General features: G+C 71.4%; 15 protein-coding genes. 5 read left to right on the forward strand and 10 right to left on the reverse strand.

Annotated features, from left to right (window positions below):
- Window positions 1-45: 45 nt before the first annotated feature.
- From RM479_RS24865 to moeZ, 4 genes are all read right to left on the reverse strand, one after another.
- Window positions 46-3,186 (reverse strand): ATP-dependent helicase, encoded by a 3,141-nt coding sequence (locus RM479_RS24865; RefSeq protein WP_311514179.1) that lies wholly within the window; start codon window positions 3,184-3,186, stop codon window positions 46-48.
- An 86-nt stretch (window positions 3,187-3,272) separates the two neighbouring features.
- Complete coding sequence (locus RM479_RS24870; RefSeq protein ID WP_311514126.1) at window positions 3,273-3,599, reverse strand: MGMT family protein; 327 nt, start codon at window positions 3,597-3,599, stop codon at window positions 3,273-3,275.
- A gap of 76 nt (window positions 3,600-3,675) precedes the next feature.
- Window positions 3,676-4,062, reverse strand: a complete 387-nt coding sequence (locus RM479_RS24875; RefSeq protein ID WP_311514127.1) for an SPW repeat protein — start codon at window positions 4,060-4,062, stop codon at window positions 3,676-3,678.
- 139 nt (window positions 4,063-4,201) lie between these two features.
- Window positions 4,202-5,365, reverse strand: a complete 1,164-nt coding sequence (moeZ, locus tag RM479_RS24880; protein ID WP_311514128.1) for an adenylyltransferase/sulfurtransferase MoeZ — start codon at window positions 5,363-5,365, stop codon at window positions 4,202-4,204.
- Between the two features lie 281 nt (window positions 5,366-5,646).
- Between moeZ and RM479_RS24885 the strand changes: the two genes are divergently transcribed.
- The 3 genes from RM479_RS24885 to RM479_RS24895 all read left to right on the forward strand — a co-directional run bounded on the left by RM479_RS24885 (window position 5,647) and on the right by RM479_RS24895 (window position 7,801).
- Window positions 5,647-5,862 carry a hypothetical protein gene (locus RM479_RS24885; protein WP_274808680.1) on the forward strand — a complete coding sequence of 72 codons (216 nt, stop codon included), beginning with the start codon at window positions 5,647-5,649 and terminating at the stop codon, window positions 5,860-5,862.
- A gap of 185 nt (window positions 5,863-6,047) precedes the next feature.
- Window positions 6,048-6,692: a TetR/AcrR family transcriptional regulator gene (locus RM479_RS24890; protein WP_311514129.1), complete on the forward strand. Its 645-nt coding sequence runs from the start codon at window positions 6,048-6,050 to the stop codon at window positions 6,690-6,692.
- A 317-nt stretch (window positions 6,693-7,009) separates the two neighbouring features.
- Window positions 7,010-7,801: a mechanosensitive ion channel family protein gene (locus RM479_RS24895; protein WP_311514130.1), complete on the forward strand. Its 792-nt coding sequence runs from the start codon at window positions 7,010-7,012 to the stop codon at window positions 7,799-7,801.
- A gap of 149 nt (window positions 7,802-7,950) precedes the next feature.
- On the opposite strand, the gene RM479_RS24900 is transcribed toward RM479_RS24895, so the two are convergent.
- The 3 genes from RM479_RS24900 to RM479_RS24910 form a co-directional block, all read right to left on the reverse strand.
- Entirely contained in the window at window positions 7,951-8,193 is a 243-nt protein-coding gene (locus RM479_RS24900) for a hypothetical protein (RefSeq protein WP_274808683.1), read from the reverse strand.
- Window positions 8,194-8,465: 272 nt separating this feature from the next.
- Window positions 8,466-8,777, reverse strand: coding sequence for a DUF6401 family natural product biosynthesis protein (locus tag RM479_RS24905; protein ID WP_274808684.1), 312 nt, complete (start codon window positions 8,775-8,777; stop codon window positions 8,466-8,468).
- A gap of 215 nt (window positions 8,778-8,992) precedes the next feature.
- A complete protein-coding gene (locus RM479_RS24910) occupies window positions 8,993-9,688 on the reverse strand; it encodes a ferritin-like fold-containing protein (protein WP_311514131.1) in 696 nt (231 codons plus the stop codon).
- Window positions 9,689-10,268: 580 nt separating this feature from the next.
- On the opposite strand from RM479_RS24910, the gene RM479_RS24915 reads away from it, so the two are divergent.
- Both RM479_RS24915 and RM479_RS24920 read left to right on the forward strand, forming a co-directional pair.
- Window positions 10,269-11,795, forward strand: a complete 1,527-nt coding sequence (locus RM479_RS24915) for a DEAD/DEAH box helicase (protein WP_311514132.1) — start codon at window positions 10,269-10,271, stop codon at window positions 11,793-11,795.
- Between the two features lie 138 nt (window positions 11,796-11,933).
- The gene (locus RM479_RS24920; RefSeq protein WP_311514133.1) at window positions 11,934-12,842 is read left to right on the forward strand and encodes an alpha/beta fold hydrolase; all 909 of its coding nucleotides are present in this window, start codon (window positions 11,934-11,936) and stop codon (window positions 12,840-12,842) included.
- A 56-nt stretch (window positions 12,843-12,898) separates the two neighbouring features.
- On the opposite strand, the gene RM479_RS24925 is transcribed toward RM479_RS24920, so the two are convergent.
- The 3 genes from RM479_RS24925 to RM479_RS24935 form a co-directional block, all read right to left on the reverse strand.
- A complete protein-coding gene (locus RM479_RS24925; protein ID WP_311514134.1) occupies window positions 12,899-13,903 on the reverse strand; it encodes an MBL fold metallo-hydrolase in 1,005 nt (334 codons plus the stop codon).
- A gap of 109 nt (window positions 13,904-14,012) precedes the next feature.
- On the reverse strand, window positions 14,013-14,888 hold the full coding sequence (locus RM479_RS24930) for a PHP domain-containing protein (protein ID WP_311514135.1): 876 nt from the start codon (window positions 14,886-14,888) through the stop codon (window positions 14,013-14,015).
- 103 nt (window positions 14,889-14,991) lie between these two features.
- A complete protein-coding gene (locus RM479_RS24935) occupies window positions 14,992-15,651 on the reverse strand; it encodes a DUF6758 family protein (RefSeq protein ID WP_311514136.1) in 660 nt (219 codons plus the stop codon).
- Between the last annotated feature and the right edge of the window lie 6 nt (window positions 15,652-15,657).

The raw sequence follows: 15,657 nt of genomic DNA on the forward strand, positions 1-15,657 counted from the left end.
CGGGGGGGGGGGGGGGGGGGGGGGGTTGGGGGGGGGGGGGGGGCTTCAGACATGTCTGCCCTCGTCCTGAACCGGGCAGCAGGCGCGCACGGCGCACGACCTGCATCCCTTGTTGCGGGTGGCGGTGAATCGGGAGCCGCCCATACCGGTGGCGACGCCGACGACGAGGTCCTGCGCCCACCGGGGGTCGGGGTCCTCGCCGAGGGGTGCCTGAACCTGCTCGCGGGCGGCCTTGAGCTTCTCGCCGAGCTGGACGAGCATCGCCCCGCCCGGCTCGGTGAGGCCGAGTTCGGCGAACGCGCCCTTGAGCACGGCCATCTGGTAGACGCCGAGCTGGGGGTGGCGTTCGAGGTCCTCGGCCTTGGCGGCGCCGGTCTTGATGTCCACGACGACGGCGCGTCCCCGTTCGTCGCGTTCGAGCCGGTCGACACGGCCGGTGATCTCGATACCGCCGACCTCGACCTTGAACCCCTCCTCGGTGACGACGAGTTCGCGGTCGTTGTCGGCGTCCCAGGTGAGGAGTTTGCGGACCATCGTGTCGGCGCGTTCGCGCTGTTTGTCGGACTGCCACGGGCCGCCGAAGTCCAGGTCGACCCAGATCTCGTCCATGCGCCGGTCGATGTCCTCCGGCGCGGTGCCCTGGGCGACCAGGACCGCGACGGCGTGCACGATGGTGCCCAGCGCGGACGCGGAGTCGCCGGAGGAGGCCCCGGCGGCGCGTTCCAGGAGCCAGCGCAGCTGGCAGTTGGTGAAGCTCTCCACCTGGGAGGGCGAGACCCGGATCGTGTCGCCCTCGTCGGCGAGGGGTCGGTCGTCGGAGAACGGGGTGAGGGCGTACCACTCGGCGGGGTCGGCCCCGCGCACCCCCTGTTCGGCGAGGCGGGCCAGGTGGACGGCGGCCGCGTCGCGCAGGGCGCCCGGCGCGCTCGGGTCGGTGACGACCGAACGCAGGTCGGCGACCAGGGAGGGCAGCGACAGCCAGCGCACGCCGGTGCCGACGGGTTCGGGGTCGCCGACGCCCATCTCGTTCAGGAAGCGGGAAGGGCGTTCCTCGGCGTCCTCGCCGCCCACGGCGGTGACCACGAGGGTGTGCCGGGCACGGGTGAGCGCGACGTAGAACAGGCGTCGCTCCTCGTCGAGGAGCTTGGAGGCCATGGCGGCGCCGGAGGAGTCGGCGGTGTGCACGTCGACGTCGATGAGTTCCTCCACCCCCAGCAGGGAGCCGCGCAGACGCAGGTCGGGCCAGTCGCCCTCCTGGACGCCGGCGACCACCACCAGTCCCCATTCCAGTCCCTTGGACCGGTGGGCGGTGAGGATGCGCACCGATTCGCCCTCCGGGGCTCGCTCGGCGAGGCTGTCGCCGGGGATCTCCTGGGCGGCGAGGTCGGCGAGGAACCCCTCGGGGGTGCCGGGAGGGAGCCGGTCGCAGTAGCGTGCGGCGCTCTCGAACAGGGCGACCACGGCGTCGAGGTCGCGGTCGGCGGCGGCGCCCCGGCGTCCCCCGGCGAGACTGGACCGCAGCAGCCGGTCGGACAGACCGCTGTCGCGCCACAACCGCCACAGGACCTGCTCGGCGTCGGCGCCCCGGGCGTCGAGCTCGCGGACGGTGGCCAGGGCGGTGGCGATGCGCACGGCCGGTGCGGCCACCTCGGGTTCGATCAGGGTGAGGTCGGCGGGTTCGCGCAGGGCGTCGACGAGGAGACGGGCGGCGGGACGGTAGCCGCCCTCGCCTGCGCCGTTCCCGCGTTCGGCGGCGGCCCGGTCCAGGTCCAGGCGGCGCAGGGCGCGGGTGAGCCGGCGCAGGCCGATGGCGTCGGCGTCGCCGAAGGGCCCGGTGAGCAGGTCGCGGGCGGTGTCGTCGTCGAGTTCCCCGGGGCTCAGCCCGAACCGGATGAGGGCCAGCAGGGGCCGCACGATGGGTTCGGCGGCCACGGGGAGTTCGTCGGCGCCGACCGCGACGGGCACCGAAGCGGCGGTCAGGGCACGGCGCAGCACCGGGAGCTGGCGGGTGGCGGAGCGCACCAGGATCGCCATGTCCGACCAGGGGACGCCGTCCACGAGGTGGGCGCGGCGCAGGGTGTCGGCGATGACCGCCGCCTCCTGGGTGGAGCTGTCGGCCATGAGCAGGCGCACCCGCCCGGGGGGGACGCCGTCGGCGGGGGCCAGGGCGCGGTGTTCGTTGACGTGGCCGGGTGCGGAGCCGACGGCGGGCAGACGCCGGGTGACCGCGCGGCTGACGGCGAGCAGGTCCGCACCACTGCGGCGACAGGTGCGCAACGCCACCACCGGGGCGGGCCCACGGCGCACGGTGGGGAAACGGTGCGGGAACTCCAGGATGCCGCGCACCTCGGCGCCGCGGAAGGCGTAGATGGACTGGTCGGGATCGCCGACGGCGATGAGGTCGCGGCCGTCCCCCGCCAGGGCCTGCAACAGCTCCTCCTGGGCGGGGTCGGTGTCCTGGTACTCGTCGACGAACACGATCTCGTGCGCGGAGCGCTCGCGTTCCTGCACCTCGGGATCGGAGAGCAGACCGGCGGCGATCCGGACGAGTTCGGCGTAGTTGAGGGTGGGCACGGGCGCGATGTCGAACCGGCCGTTCATACGGGACAGGAAGCCGGCCGCGGACTCCCAGTCGTCACGGCCGCGTTCGCGGCCGAGGCGGGCCAGGGCGTCGGGGCCCAGGCCGCGCTCTTCGGCGCGCATGAGGAAGTCGCGCAGCTCCTCGGCGAATCCGCGCGTCTCCAGGGCCGGACGCAGCCGTTCGGGCCAGTCGGCGCCGCCGTCGGCGGCCTCCCAGCGCAGGAGTTCGCGGACCTCCATGAGCTGTTCGGGCCCCGACAGCAGGCGGGGCGGCCGGTCGCCCATCCGTTGGAACTCACGGCGGATGAGCGCGTAGGCGTACCCGTGGAAGGTGAGGGCGAGCGGTTCGCGAGTGGTGCGGCGCAGCCGGGCGGTGATGCGCTCGCGCAACTCCTGGGCGGCCTTGCGGCCGAAGGTGAGCACCAGGACGCGGGAGGGGTCCACGCCCCGGTTGTCGATGCGGTCGACGACGGCCTCGACGATGGTGGTGGTCTTGCCGGTGCCGGGACCGGCGAGCACCAGGAGGGGGCCGCCCTCGTGGTCGACGACCTTGCGTTGGTTCTCGTCCAGCACCGGCGGCGGCTGCACCCGGTGGGGGCGCCGCACGAGACGGTACGGGGATGTGTTCACCCCACCAGTTCACCAGAGGGTGCAGACCGTCCCGAACGGGCTCCGTCGCCCCGGTGGTGCCCTCAGCCTCCGCTTTCCCCGTCCCATCGGGCCTGTCGCATGTCCACCCGGTCGCTTCCGGGGCGCATCGGGGTGGCCTCTGCGGCGTAGTGCGACAAGGCTCTCACCTCGTGGCCGGAGGGTGGTCGTCCGTCGGAGCGGACCACCCGCCACCAGGGCACGGCACCGCCCCACGCGGACATGACCGCGCCGACCTGGCGCGGCCCGCCCTGCCCGACGTACTCGGCGATGTCGCCGTAGGACATCACCCGTCCCGGCGGGATCCGCTCGACCACGGCGAGGACCTCCTCGGCGTAGTCGTCGGGGCCGCCCTCCTCGTCGATGAACACGGCCACACCCTAGCCGGGGGCGACGACACGCGCGTCGGGGCCGGCGCCGTACGGCGCCGGCCCCGGGGATCGCGGGTCAGGTGGGCATCTCGTTCGCGTTGGCGCCCCACATGGATTCGGGGTCGCGTCGACGGGTCCGGCCGGCCTGCGTCAGGCCGTAGGCGCCCAGCAGGGCGATACCGCCGCCGATGATCCAGGCGGTCCAGGCCGCCAGGGGCAGGTGGGTGTAACCCAGGAGCCACGGCATCGCGAACACCAGTACGCCGATGGCCAGCACGGCGAGTTCGCCGGACAGCGCACCGGGCCGGGTGAGCGAGATGACCGAGGCCAGGATGACACCCAGGCCGAGCACGAACAGCGCGCCCCCGCTGAACCCGTACATCCCGTGCCAGAGGAAGCTCAACCCCAAGGCCAGACCGGCGGCGATCGCCACCCAGTCCGTCCGACGTCCCTTCTCGCGCATAGCGCCACCTCCCTGCGGCCGGGCCGCCCCCGACTCTCGGTCGACGGCCCTCGCAGAGACCTGTACCCACTCGCGTCCCCGGATACGGCGAACGGCGCCGGGAGATCCCGACGCCGTCCGAGCGGTGGAGGTGACCGGGTCAGTACGCGGGCAGGCTGGGGTCGACCTGGTTGACCCAGGCCAGGACGCCGCCGCCGACGTGCACCGCGTCGGCGAAACCGGCGGACTTGACCACGGCCAGCGCCTCCGCGGAGCGGACGCCCGACTTGCAGTGCAGGACCACGCGCTTGTCCTGGGGCAGCTTCTCGAAGGCCTTGCCGTTGAGGAACTCGCCCTTGGGGATGAGCGTGGCGCCCGGGATGCTGACGATCTCGTACTCGTTCTTCTCCCGCACGTCCACGAGGAAGATCTCGTCGGGCTTGACGTCGAGGAGTTCCTTGAGCTCGCCGGCGGTGATCGTCGACCCGGCGGCGGCCTGGGTCGCCTCGTCGGAGACGACGCCGCAGAAGGCCTCGTAGTCGATGAGCTCGGTGACCGGCTCGGTGTCGGGGTCCTTGCGGATCTTCACCTCGCGCCAGCTCATCTCCAGGGCGTCGAAGATGAGCAGCCGGCCCACGAGCGGCTCACCGATGCCGGTGATCAGCTTGATGGCCTCGTTGACCATGACGGAACCGATGGAGGCGCACAGCACTCCCAGGACGCCGCCCTCGGCGCAGGAGGGGACCATACCGGGCGGCGGGGGCTCCGGGTACAGGTCGCGGTACTGCGGCCCGTACTCGTTCCAGAAGACGCTCACCTGACCGTCGAAGCGGTAGATGGAACCCCAGACGTACGGCTTGTCGAGGATGACGGCGGCGTCGTTGACCAGGTAGCGGGTCGCGAAGTTGTCGGTCCCGTCCAGGATCAGGTCGTAGTCCGCGAGGATCTCCAGGGCGTTGTCGGAGTCCAGGCGGTCCTGGTGGAGGATCACCTCGACGTTGGGGTTCACCTCCTTGACGCTGTCGCGGGCCGACTCGGCCTTGGGACGGCCGACGTCGCTCTGGCCGTGGATGATCTGGCGCTGGAGATTGGACTCGTCGACGACGTCGAAGTCGATGATGCCGAGCGTGCCCACGCCCGCGGCGGCGAGGTAGAGCAGCGCCGGGGAACCCAGGCCGCCCGCGCCGACGACGAGCACCTTGGCGTTCTTCAGGCGCTTCTGCCCGTCCATGCCCACGTCGGGGATGATCAGGTGCCGGGAATAGCGACGCACCTCGTCCACGGTCAGCTCGTCAGCTGGTTCCACCAGCGGCGGCAGCGACACGGTGACTCCTCATGTCTGATTCGTGATGCTTCACACCGCCCGAAGGAAGACCACGGGTGCGGGGGTCGCGGGGCGCGAAGCGTGCTTGCACTCATACCCAACCTAACGGGTGGGGTTTTCCATTCCCAGCCCGGGGAGACGTGACACGCGCCTCCGACCCGCTCACGTCGTGCGGGGCGGACCCACCTGACCCGCCGATCCGCTCCCGGCGTTCGCCTCCCCCTGCGTCGGGCGGGCGGCGGGTAGTGTCGGCGGTACGTCCGACGACGTTGGGAGGACCCGTGACCGAAGATCCGAGGACACGTCCCGCGCCCGGGGAGGACCCGATCGCCGCGGTCCCCGAGGCCGACGCGGCCGAGCAGCGACTGCCGGCCACCGAGACGGGGGACGAGGACTGGCTGGAGCGCGCCGAGAACGAGGATTTCCCCACCGCGAACGAGGCCGACGTGGTGGAACAGCTCCGCGAAGCCGGGGGCGACGACGATGAGCACCGGTGACCCCGCCCCCGGGCCGCGCGCGCCGTGGTCGGGGGAACACCTATGTCACAGGGAACTTACGCAGGAGTAAGATGGCCGAAAAGCCGTGGGGCGTGTCATGAGCCGATGACGTGTGCGACGGTGTTAGCCACGCAGATGTCCGATGATGGCGTGCATCTGCCATGCCGAGTTCGGAGGGTGTGGGTGTGACAGCTCCTTCAGACGCCCGCTCCCGGGGCACCCGTCTGCCCCGGGTCAGGCGCCGCCGACAACTTCTGGCCGCGGCGCAGGAGGTCTTCGTCGCCCGCGGGTACCACGCGGCCGCGATGGACGAGATCGCCGACCGCGCGGGTGTCAGCAAGCCGGTGCTCTACCAGCACTTCCCGGGGAAATTGGAGCTGTACCTGGCGCTGCTGGAGGAACACTCCGAGGCCCTGGTCGAAAAACAGCGCGAGGCGCTGGAGAGCACCGATGACAACCGCCAGCGGGTCATCGCCAGTTTCCGCGCCTATTTCGACTTCGTGGCGGGCGACGGCGAGGCGTTCCGCCTGGTCTTCGAATCGGACCTGCGCAATCTGCCGGCCGTGCGCGAGAAGAGCGAGCAGACGTTCCAGCGTTGCGCCGAACTCATCGGCGAGGTGATCCGTCAGGACACCAGCATCTCCGACGAGGAGGCGCACCTGTTGAGCATCGGCCTGGTCGGCATGGCCGAGACCAGCGCCCGCTACTGGATCAACACGCGGGGATCGGTGCCCAAGGACGCCGCCGAGCTCCTGGTGGCCCGCCTGGCATGGCGCGGGATCAGCGGTTGGGACCTGCACCGCGGCGGCGAGGAGGTGCGGGGGTCCTGACCCCGCACGACCGACCGCGAGGGTCGGGACACGGACGTGCCGAGGGGCCCCGAGTGTACGCGCCCGGGGCCCCTCGGCACGTCCGGGATACCACCTTCCGGGCGGATTCTCCTCCCCTGGAAAACATTTGTCACCCCCGCCTTAGCCAACAAAGGACAAAGAAAAAGCAATACCCCTGATCAGCCCTCGATAAATGATTTGAAACGAGCGCTCCGGGTATCGCCGGATTGAGGGGCACCGCGCCTCTCTTCGCCGCTTTCTGACGGCGACCTTTCGGTACGACCGAATGGAGCGAGCGACTTGGGGGTGAAGACGTCATGGACGTGGGTCAGGGTCTGTCGACCGCTTGGCAGTCAGTGGCGGCCTTCGTGCCGTTGCTGATCGGCTTTCTCATCATCCTCGTGGTGGGCTGGTTCATCGCCTGGCTCGTGGGCAAGGCCGTCGCCAAGGGCCTGCACGGTGCCGGGTTGGATCGCGCGCTCCACCGCGGCGGGGTGGGCGAGTACTTCGAGCGCAGCCGCTGGAGCGCCAGCGAACTGTGCGGGAAGATCATCTACTACGTCGCCCTGCTGTTCGTGTTCACGCTCGCGTTCAACGTCTTCGGACCGAACCCGGTGAGCACGCTTCTCAACGATGTCATCGCCTGGATGCCGCGCGGCATCGTCGCGCTCATCATCGTGGTCGTGACCGCGATGATCGCCAAGGCCGTCAGGGACATCATCAGCGGAGCGCTCGGGGGGCTGTCCTACGGCCGCCTGCTGGGCAACATCGCGGGTGTGGCCATCCTGGCCCTGGGTGTCATCGCGGCGCTCAACCAGATGGGCATCGCCACGACCGTGACCACGCCGGTGCTCATCGCCGTGCTGGCCACCGTCGGAGGCATCCTCGTGGTCGGTGTCGGCGGTGGTCTGATCCGACCGATGCAGAGCCGCTGGGAACACTGGTTGAACCGGGCCGAGGAGGAGACCGGCCGCATCGCCGAGCAGAGCAGCTACCAGGCGGGACACAAGGCCGCCATGGGCCGTCCCGCGGCCGGGACCGCGACGCCCGCCGAGAGCCCCCGCCGGGCCGGGGCGAGCACGGGCGAACGCACCGAGGGCGGCGCCTGACGGGTCACAGGCGCATCAGGAGTGCTGTCGAGGAGGAAGGAGCCGGATATCGGAGAGGTATCGGACGGAGAAGACAAGGGAGATAAGGGAGGGGCGGGGCCTCACGGCCCCGCCCTCCCGTCGTCTCCGATGTCGTCCGTGCCGGCGACCTAGAGGAACTCCGAGTCGCGCAGTTCCAGGCGGGACAGGTGCTCGATCCGCCGAAAGGCCAGGACCACGGTGGCGACCATGGGCACCAGCGCCAGCCAGAAGACCGCACTGCCGGGACCGCTGAAGGCCATGGAGGCCAGCGCGACGACGAAGATCAGTGCGAAAAGCGCGAAGTCGACGCGATCCTGCTGGATCAGGACGCCGACCGGTGGGCGCGCCGCCCCATGCCGACCGCTCCTCATTCGCCATTCCTTTCTCGCGGCTCCCGCGGGCCGCTCCGCCAGTCACGGTGTCCGGTCCACTCCGGACCGGCATAACACCGTGGATCCCACGTTGCATTCCGCAGTGCCCCGCGCCCGGTTCCGATCCCGGGTCGCGTTCCGGCCGCCGTGGGCTCGCCCATGCTCCCAGCCTAAGCCCGTGAAGGGGATTCTCGCCGGTGAACGGGGCGGGGCGGGTGACCGAGAGGAAGAGCGCGTCGTCGGTCACATCGGTGCCTGCGGATGGCAACAACCTAGCGGACGAAACCGCGCTCCTTCGCCAAGCGGCAGATGGCGAGTACACGGAGGGTCTCCCAGTCGTACTCGACGGCCGCGGAATCCCAGCCGCGTTCGAGGCACCCGTCGAGGAAACCGTGGAGGTAGGTGCCGAGGGTCCGGGCGGTCACCTCGCCGCCGGCGGCGACGATGCCGTCGCACACCTGTGCGGCGTGCTGGTCCAGCTCAGCGCACATCCAGGGGGCGAGTCGGCCGTCCAGGGGGCCGATCCGATGGAAGTCACGGGTGAGTCCGGCCAGCGGGTGGCGCACGGAGGTCCCACGGGGCATGGAAGTACCTACTCGGGGTGGTCGAGACACGGGAATCGTCATCGAGTTTACGTCCGGGCCCCAACTGATCGTCACGAAAGTGTTGGAAATTACCCGCTCTTGACCAGAGTGTCCCCAAGCGCGGGTCAAGAACCCGTACAGAACAGAGGGGGTCGCCCCCGACGGTGAATCCCGACACGGACGGAAGCCCGGTCGCAGCCCCGCGGGCGCCCGGCTCAGGCGCTCAGCCCCATCGCCTCCAGGCGGGCGGCGTGCCGGTCGGTGAGGGAGGCGAACATGCGGCTCACCGCGGCCAGATCGCCCAGGCCGGTGACGCCCTCCCCGGAGTCCCCCGGCCTCTCCACACCCTCGGCGAGGAGCGCGGCCAGTCGGGGGCGGTCCACGGCGACCGTCTGGGCCTGACTGAGCGCCTCGCCGACCAGGCGGCGCGCCCACAGCGACAGTCGACCGGCCAGGACCGGGTCCTGCGCGAGGGCCTCGCGCACCGTCTCGGAGACGAACTCGGCACGACCGGTCTCGGCGAGCACCCCCTCGACCAGGGCCCGGGTCTCGTCGTCGGCCAGTTCGGCGACGCGGCGGTAGAAGTCCCCCGCGATGCCGTCGGCGACGTAGGTCTTGACCAGACTCTCCAACCAGGTCTTGGGCTCGGTGCGCGCGTGCCAGGCGTCCAGCGGCTCCACGAAGGGGGCCATGGTCTCCTCGGGGTCGACCCCCAGCTCCTCCAGCCGGTCGCGGAGCACCTGGTAGTGCGACTGCTCCGTGGCGGCCAGACCGGCCAGCCGGCCCTTGCCGCGCAGGGTCGGGGCCAAGACCGCGTCACCGGCGAGCCGGAAGAAGGAACCCAGCTCGGCGTAGGCCAACAGGCCGAGGAGGTCGATCACACCGGGGTTCACAGAGGGGCCTTTGGTCATGCCCGCCAGGGTATCGCTCGGCGGTTCTCACACCGAACCGGGGACTAAACGTTCCGACGGTGCGGTTGCACGTGCTGGGGACGGGTAGGTCCAAGTCGTCCGTCCGGCCCGGTGAACGTCCATGTCCATCGGCCGGGGCACCGGCTAGACTCTGCGTGACGACCTGCGTGTGCGGCCGAAACGGACCTCTCCTCAACGCACGCGGGGACGTTCCCGCACGCGGCGGCGTCGTACGAACGCCGCACCCGCCGCGCGACCCGGTCACCCGATGGTGGCCGAAGGCCGCGCGAACGAACCCGACGACCCACGGCGGGCCCCCGATGGAAAACGGGAGCGCGCCGAGCGGATGGATCCGATATTCGGCCGGGAGCCCCCGGGCCACGGATCCGACGGCAGCGCCGCCGCACCGTTCCCCCGGAACGGACGGCGAGCCGCGCCTTCCGCGGCGGCCCTCGAAAGCCGCCCGCGACCGCGATCCCGACGCGGCGACGCCACTCGCGTCACCGCCAAGATGGAGGCCTGAGCCCTGAGCATCACAGAAGACACACAGCAACCCCGGATCACCTTTCGCGACCTCGGTGTGACCGTGGAACTCGCCGACGCCCTGGAGGCGGAGGGGATCATCGAACCCTTCCCCATCCAGGAACTGGCCCTGCCGATCGCACTCGGCGGCAGCGACATCATCGGACAGGCCCGTACCGGTACCGGTAAGACCCTGGCCTTCGGCCTGCCCCTGCTCCAGCGGGCGCAGCAGACCCCCGGGACGTCGAAGAGCCCCCGGGCCCTGGTCGTCGTCCCCACCCGCGAGCTGGCCATCCAGGTCGCGGCGGACCTGACCACAGCGGGCAAGCGCAGCGGCTCCCGCATCCTGACCGTCTACGGCGGCCGTTCCTACGAGCCGCAGATCAACGGCCTCAAGGAGGGTGTGGACGTCGTCGTCGGCACCCCGGGCCGCCTGCTCGACCTGGAGAACCAGAAGCACCTGCGGCTCGACGGGGTCGGCGCGGTGGTCCTGGACGAGGCCGACAAGATGCTCGACCTCGGCTTCCTGCCCGACATCGAGCGCATTCTCACCAAGATCCCGACCGAGCGCCAGGTGATGCTCTTCTCGGCGACCATGCCGAGTGAGATCGTCTCCCTGTCCCGCAAGTACCTGCGGCAGCCCACCCACGTGCGGGCCGGTGACGACAACGAGATCGACGGTTCGGCCATCACCAGCCGGATCGCCCAGCACGCGTTCCGCACCCACCAGATGGACAAGATCGAGATGCTCGCCCGTCTCATCCAGTCGCGGGACCACGGTCAGAGCATGGTCTTCTGCCAGACGAAGCGGGCCTGCGACCGGGTGGCGGGCGAACTGAAGGACCGCGGTTTCGCCGTGGCCGCCGTCCACGGCGACCTGGGCCAGAGCCAGCGCGAACGGGCCCTGCGGGCCTTCCGCAACGGCAAGATCAACATCCTGGTCGCCACCGACGTGGCCGCCCGCGGACTCGACGTGGACGACGTGACGCACGTCGTCAACTACGAGACCCCCGAGGACGAGAAGACCTACACGCACCGGATCGGCCGCACCGGCCGGGCCGGACGCACCGGTACCGCCATCACGTTCGTCGACTGGCAGGAGATGCCGCGTTGGAAGCTCATCAACGCCGCACTGGACCTGCCGTTCAACGAGCCCGAGGAGACCTACTCCACGTCGAAGCACTTCTTCGAGGCGCTCGGCATCCCCGCGGGCACCAAGGGCCGGTTGGCCGCGGACAAGCGCGCCGAGCACGCCGGTCTTGAGGCCGAGGAGATCGAGGACATCGGTGACACCGGTGGCCCCCGGGTCCAGCGCGGTCGTCGCGAGCGGGACCACGGTCGCGACCAGGAGCGCGACGAGAGCCGCCGGCGGAGCAGGGGCGGTCGACCGCGTCGTCGCACCCGCTCCGGCGAGAGCGCGGTGAAGGGTGCCGAGGCCCCCGTGGCCGCACCCGCCGCCGAGCGCACCGAGGCCCCCGCCGCGCCCTCGCGCGAGGCCGAGGGCGGTGAGGGCGCCCGCAAGGTCCGCCGTCGCCGTCGCACCCGTAGTGGCGCGGCCGTCCGCCGTGACCCGGAGAACACCTGACCGAACGCCGAGGCCGTGGCCCCACCCCGGGTGCCACGGCGCCGAGCGGGCGCGGTGCCCGAAGGCACCGCGCCGGCGCGCACGGCCCCCGGCCGGGTCCGCAACGGACCGGGCCGTCATCGTCTAGGGTGACCCGACGTGAGTACACCTAAGTTCCTCGACCTGCCGCCCGGCGTGCGTCGAGTCGATCTCGACCTGTCCTACGGCCCGGTGGCGGCGTTGCGGGCACTGCCCGTCTCCGGGGGCGTGGAGCTGTCGCCCGCCGTGCTCGTGCACGGTTTCACCGGCAGCAAGGAGGACTTCATCGCGGTCCTCCAGACCCTCGCCCAGGCAGGTCGGGAGGTGGTCGCGATCGACCTGCCCGGGACCTACGCGTCCCCGGGGCCGGAGACCCTCACCCCGCCACCGGGCGCGCAGCGCCCCGACTACCGGCTGTCCTCGCTGGGCGAGACCGTGGCCGAGGTCGTCGAACTCGTCGGTGGCCGCGCACCGGTCCACCTGGTGGGGCACTCCTTCGGCGGTCTGGTGGCTCGCGAGACCGCGCTGAGCGGGATGGTCGACCTGGCGTCGTTGACGCTGCTGTGCAGCGGTCCCGCCGCCCTCCAGGGTCAGGGCGCGATGCGCGTCCGATCCCTCATCGCCGCGTTGTCCATGGATCCCTCCCGGGAACGGCTGGAAGAGCTGTGGGAGGAGCGGTTCGACGCCGAGGCGCGGCAGCGCACCCCCGATGAGCACGTGCGTTCCTTCCTTCACGACCGGCTGGTCGAGAGCAGCGCGCTGGGCCTGCTGCGCTGCGCCGAGGACCTGTTGGGCGCCCGCGACCGGGTGGACGAGCTGGCCGCGCTGGAGCTGCCGACCCTGGTGGTCTACGGCGAGAACGACGACGCCTGGGAGCCGGCCGCGCAGGAGGACATGGCGAAACGGCTGGACGCCCGGCGGATCGTCGTGCCCGGCGCGGGCCACTCCCCCAACGTGGAGGCCCCCGAGACCACGGCGAGCGCGTTCACCGCGTTCTGGAACGGGGTGGAGTCGGTCGGCCGTCGCTGACCTCCCGCACACGGACGCGCCCCGGCCCCTTCGCGGGCCGGGGCGCGTCGCGGGGGTCAGACCCAGGTGTCGAAGTTCTTGCCCTCGGCGGCCACGGTGGTGGCGGGGCCGCGGTCGGGCAGGATGCGGGTGTCCGGCGGCAGCGACAGCAGCGATTCGCCGATGGAGGCGAGCTGGGTCGTGTAGTCGATGTAGGTGTTGCCGACCATGCCGGGCTCACCCTTGCGCAGGGTGTCGCCGGAGAAGACGACGCCGAGCTGGCTGATGGAGAAGCCGATCGTGCCCGTGGAGGTGCCGGGCAGGGGCAGGACGTCGATCTGGAGGTCGCCGACGGTCATGGAACCGCCGCCCTCGACCTCGACGTCCGGACGGTGCTCGGCGCCGTGCAGACGCCGCCACAGGCGCATCTCGCGCGGGTGCAGGGCGATCGAGGCCTCGGTCTCCTCGGCGATCTTCACCGCCGACTCGATGTGCGGGCTGTAGGCGTTGGTGCAGGCGATGAGGTAGACGTCGCGCTCGCCCACGGCCTCCAGGACGGCCTCGGCGTCGGGGCCCGGGTCGATGACGATGACGCCCTCGTCGTCGGCGTCGACGATCCAGGTGTTGCCGACGAAATCGAACTTCTCGTCGTCGAACTCGAAGGTGCCGGCGGTGCGGACGCGGGTGACGCCGTCGGAGTCGGGGCCGGTGACTCCGGTCTCCTCGGTCTCGTCGGCGAAGATGTGGGGGACCGCCTTCTCGGCGGCCACGACCTCCGCGGCCTCGTCCTTTGTGGCGTCGTCCTCCGTGGCGTCGTCGGAGTCGGCCTTCTCGGTCTCCTCCGCCTTCTCCTCGGCGTCGACGTCCGTGTCGGGGCCGCCGTCGGTCTCGGCCGCGGCCTCCTCGGCCTCGTCCTTCTTCGCGGAGGTCTCCTTCTCGGCGGCCACGACCTCGGTGTCGGCCTTCGCCGTCCCCTCGGCCCCGGTCTCCTCGACGGCCTCCTTGTCGTCCACCGCGACCTCCGCAGCGGAATCGGTGGCCTCCGGGCCGTCCTGCTTCTTCGGCTTCCGCTTCCAGAACACGGCGTCAGACCTTTCGCTTCGTTCGATATGGGTGGTTATGCTGCGACCATTGTCGCGCCCGCGCGCGATGGTCCGTACCGTACCGAACCCCGGGCGGGCGCCGACAGTCTCAACCCCTGATCAGGGGTACTCCCGTGGCGGGCGCCACCAGTTCCTCGAACGCCTCCGGCGCGGTGGTCCGGGCGCCCAGCCGGTGCCCGGTGAGCGAGCCGTGGTCATCGCTGGAACCGGTCACCACGACGCCCAGGTCGGCGGCGACCCCGCGCCAGTGGCGGCTCTGCTCACGGTTGTGCGAGGGGTGATCTGCCTCGATGCCGCCGAGTCCGGCGGTGACCATGCGCTCGACCAGTTCCAGGGGGACCTCCCCGTTGAGGGCGCCCTCGGCGCGGGCCGGGTGGGCCAGGGAGCAGACCCCTCCGGCGGCCCGGACCAGCTCGACCGCGCGCACCGGGTCGATGGCGTACCGGGAGGCGTAGGCGGGTCCCCCGGAGCCGATCCACCGGTCGAAGGCGTCCTGGACGTTGCGGGCGGCACCCACCTCCACGATCGCGCGGGCCAGGTGGGGGCGGCCGATGGTGTTGGCGTCGGCGTACTCCTCGTGTCCGGCGCCGGCGATCTCCAGCACGCGCTCCCAGGTCACGTCAACGCCCTGGGCCCGGAGCTTGTGGACCATCTCCTCGGCGCGCGAGGCCCGGTCGGAGCGGACCCGGCGCAGTTCCTCCGTCAGGCCGGGGTGGTCCGGGTCGAACAGATAGGACACCAGGTGGACGCTGGAACCCCGATAGGCGCAGGACAGCTCCATCCCCGGTACCAGGGTGAACCCGGGCGGCAGGGCCTCGGCCGCCGACGCGATACCGCCGACGGTGTCGTGGTCGGTGAGGGCGAGGACGTCGATACCCGCGGCGACCGCGTACTCGATGACCTCCGCCGGCGAATCGCCGCCGTCGGAGACGGAACTGTGGGAGTGCAGGTCGATACGTGTCACCGGGTGATCGTACTAGGGCGTGTTCCGCGGGCGCCCACCTCGCCGCGCGACGCCCCGGCACGCCCTGATCGGCCGGAGGGCCGTCGGCAGGCCGCCACCCGGGTCAGGGCGACCGGGGCGCCAGCTCTCCGGAGAGGAAGGGACTGGGGGCGCCGAAGGGCGGCTCGAAGGCGACGCCGCCGTCGTTGATGTCGCGCAGATCGCGCAGGGCGTTGATCTCGCACATCAGCAGGGCGGTGTCGGCGGAGGCGAAGATCACCCACAGCCACTGGGAGAGCGCCTCGCCGGTGTATCCGGCGCGGTCGCGGCCCAGATCGAGGTTCCACAGCGGGATCTCGTGTCCCTCGAAGCGGACCTTGGCGTCGGCGGCCCGGGTGTCGAGGCCGTCGCCGGGGTCGGGGCCCTCCAGTCCGGCCAGGCGGGCGCCCAGTCCGACTCCGGGGGCCTCGGCGACGATGACGGCCTCGCCGACACCGCCCAGCGGGTCCGGCCCGGAGAGGGCGACGGCGATGCCCAGGGCTCCGCTGCGGTCGTCACCGGCCTCGGCGAATCCGGTGACCACCCACCCCGTGGGCAGCGGCCACGGGACCCACACGGGGACCCGGGACTGGGGCAGCAACGCCTCCAGCGCGGACGTGTTGGGTGTGCGCACCGGTTGGAGCGGACTGACCGGGCCGTGGGCGTCACACTGCCAGGCGCTGGTCCACAACCCCGGGGGCCGGACCGCGCGTCCACACCGGGGGCACGAGGGATCGGTCTTCATGTCTTA

It is taken from the genome of Nocardiopsis lambiniae, assembly GCF_031845465.1.
In the GTDB taxonomy this organism is placed as follows: Bacteria; Actinomycetota; Actinomycetes; order Streptosporangiales; family Streptosporangiaceae; genus Nocardiopsis; species Nocardiopsis lambiniae.

What these genes read in the sequence shown, in the direction of transcription:
- RM479_RS24875 (WP_311514127.1), bottom strand. Translation starts at nt 4,062, where the DNA reads ATGCGCGAGAAGGGACGTCGGACGGACTGGGTGGCGATCGCCGCCGGT.
- RM479_RS24895 (WP_311514130.1), top strand. Translation starts at nt 7,010, where the DNA reads ATGGACGTGGGTCAGGGTCTGTCGACCGCTTGGCAGTCAGTGGCGGCC.
- RM479_RS24900 (WP_274808683.1), bottom strand. Translation starts at nt 8,193, where the DNA reads ATGAGGAGCGGTCGGCATGGGGCGGCGCGCCCACCGGTCGGCGTCCTG.
- RM479_RS24905 (WP_274808684.1), bottom strand. Translation starts at nt 8,777, where the DNA reads ATGCCCCGTGGGACCTCCGTGCGCCACCCGCTGGCCGGACTCACCCGT.
- RM479_RS24910 (WP_311514131.1), bottom strand. Translation starts at nt 9,688, where the DNA reads ATGACCAAAGGCCCCTCTGTGAACCCCGGTGTGATCGACCTCCTCGGC.
- RM479_RS24935 (WP_311514136.1), bottom strand. Translation starts at nt 15,651, where the DNA reads ATGAAGACCGATCCCTCGTGCCCCCGGTGTGGACGCGCGGTCCGGCCC.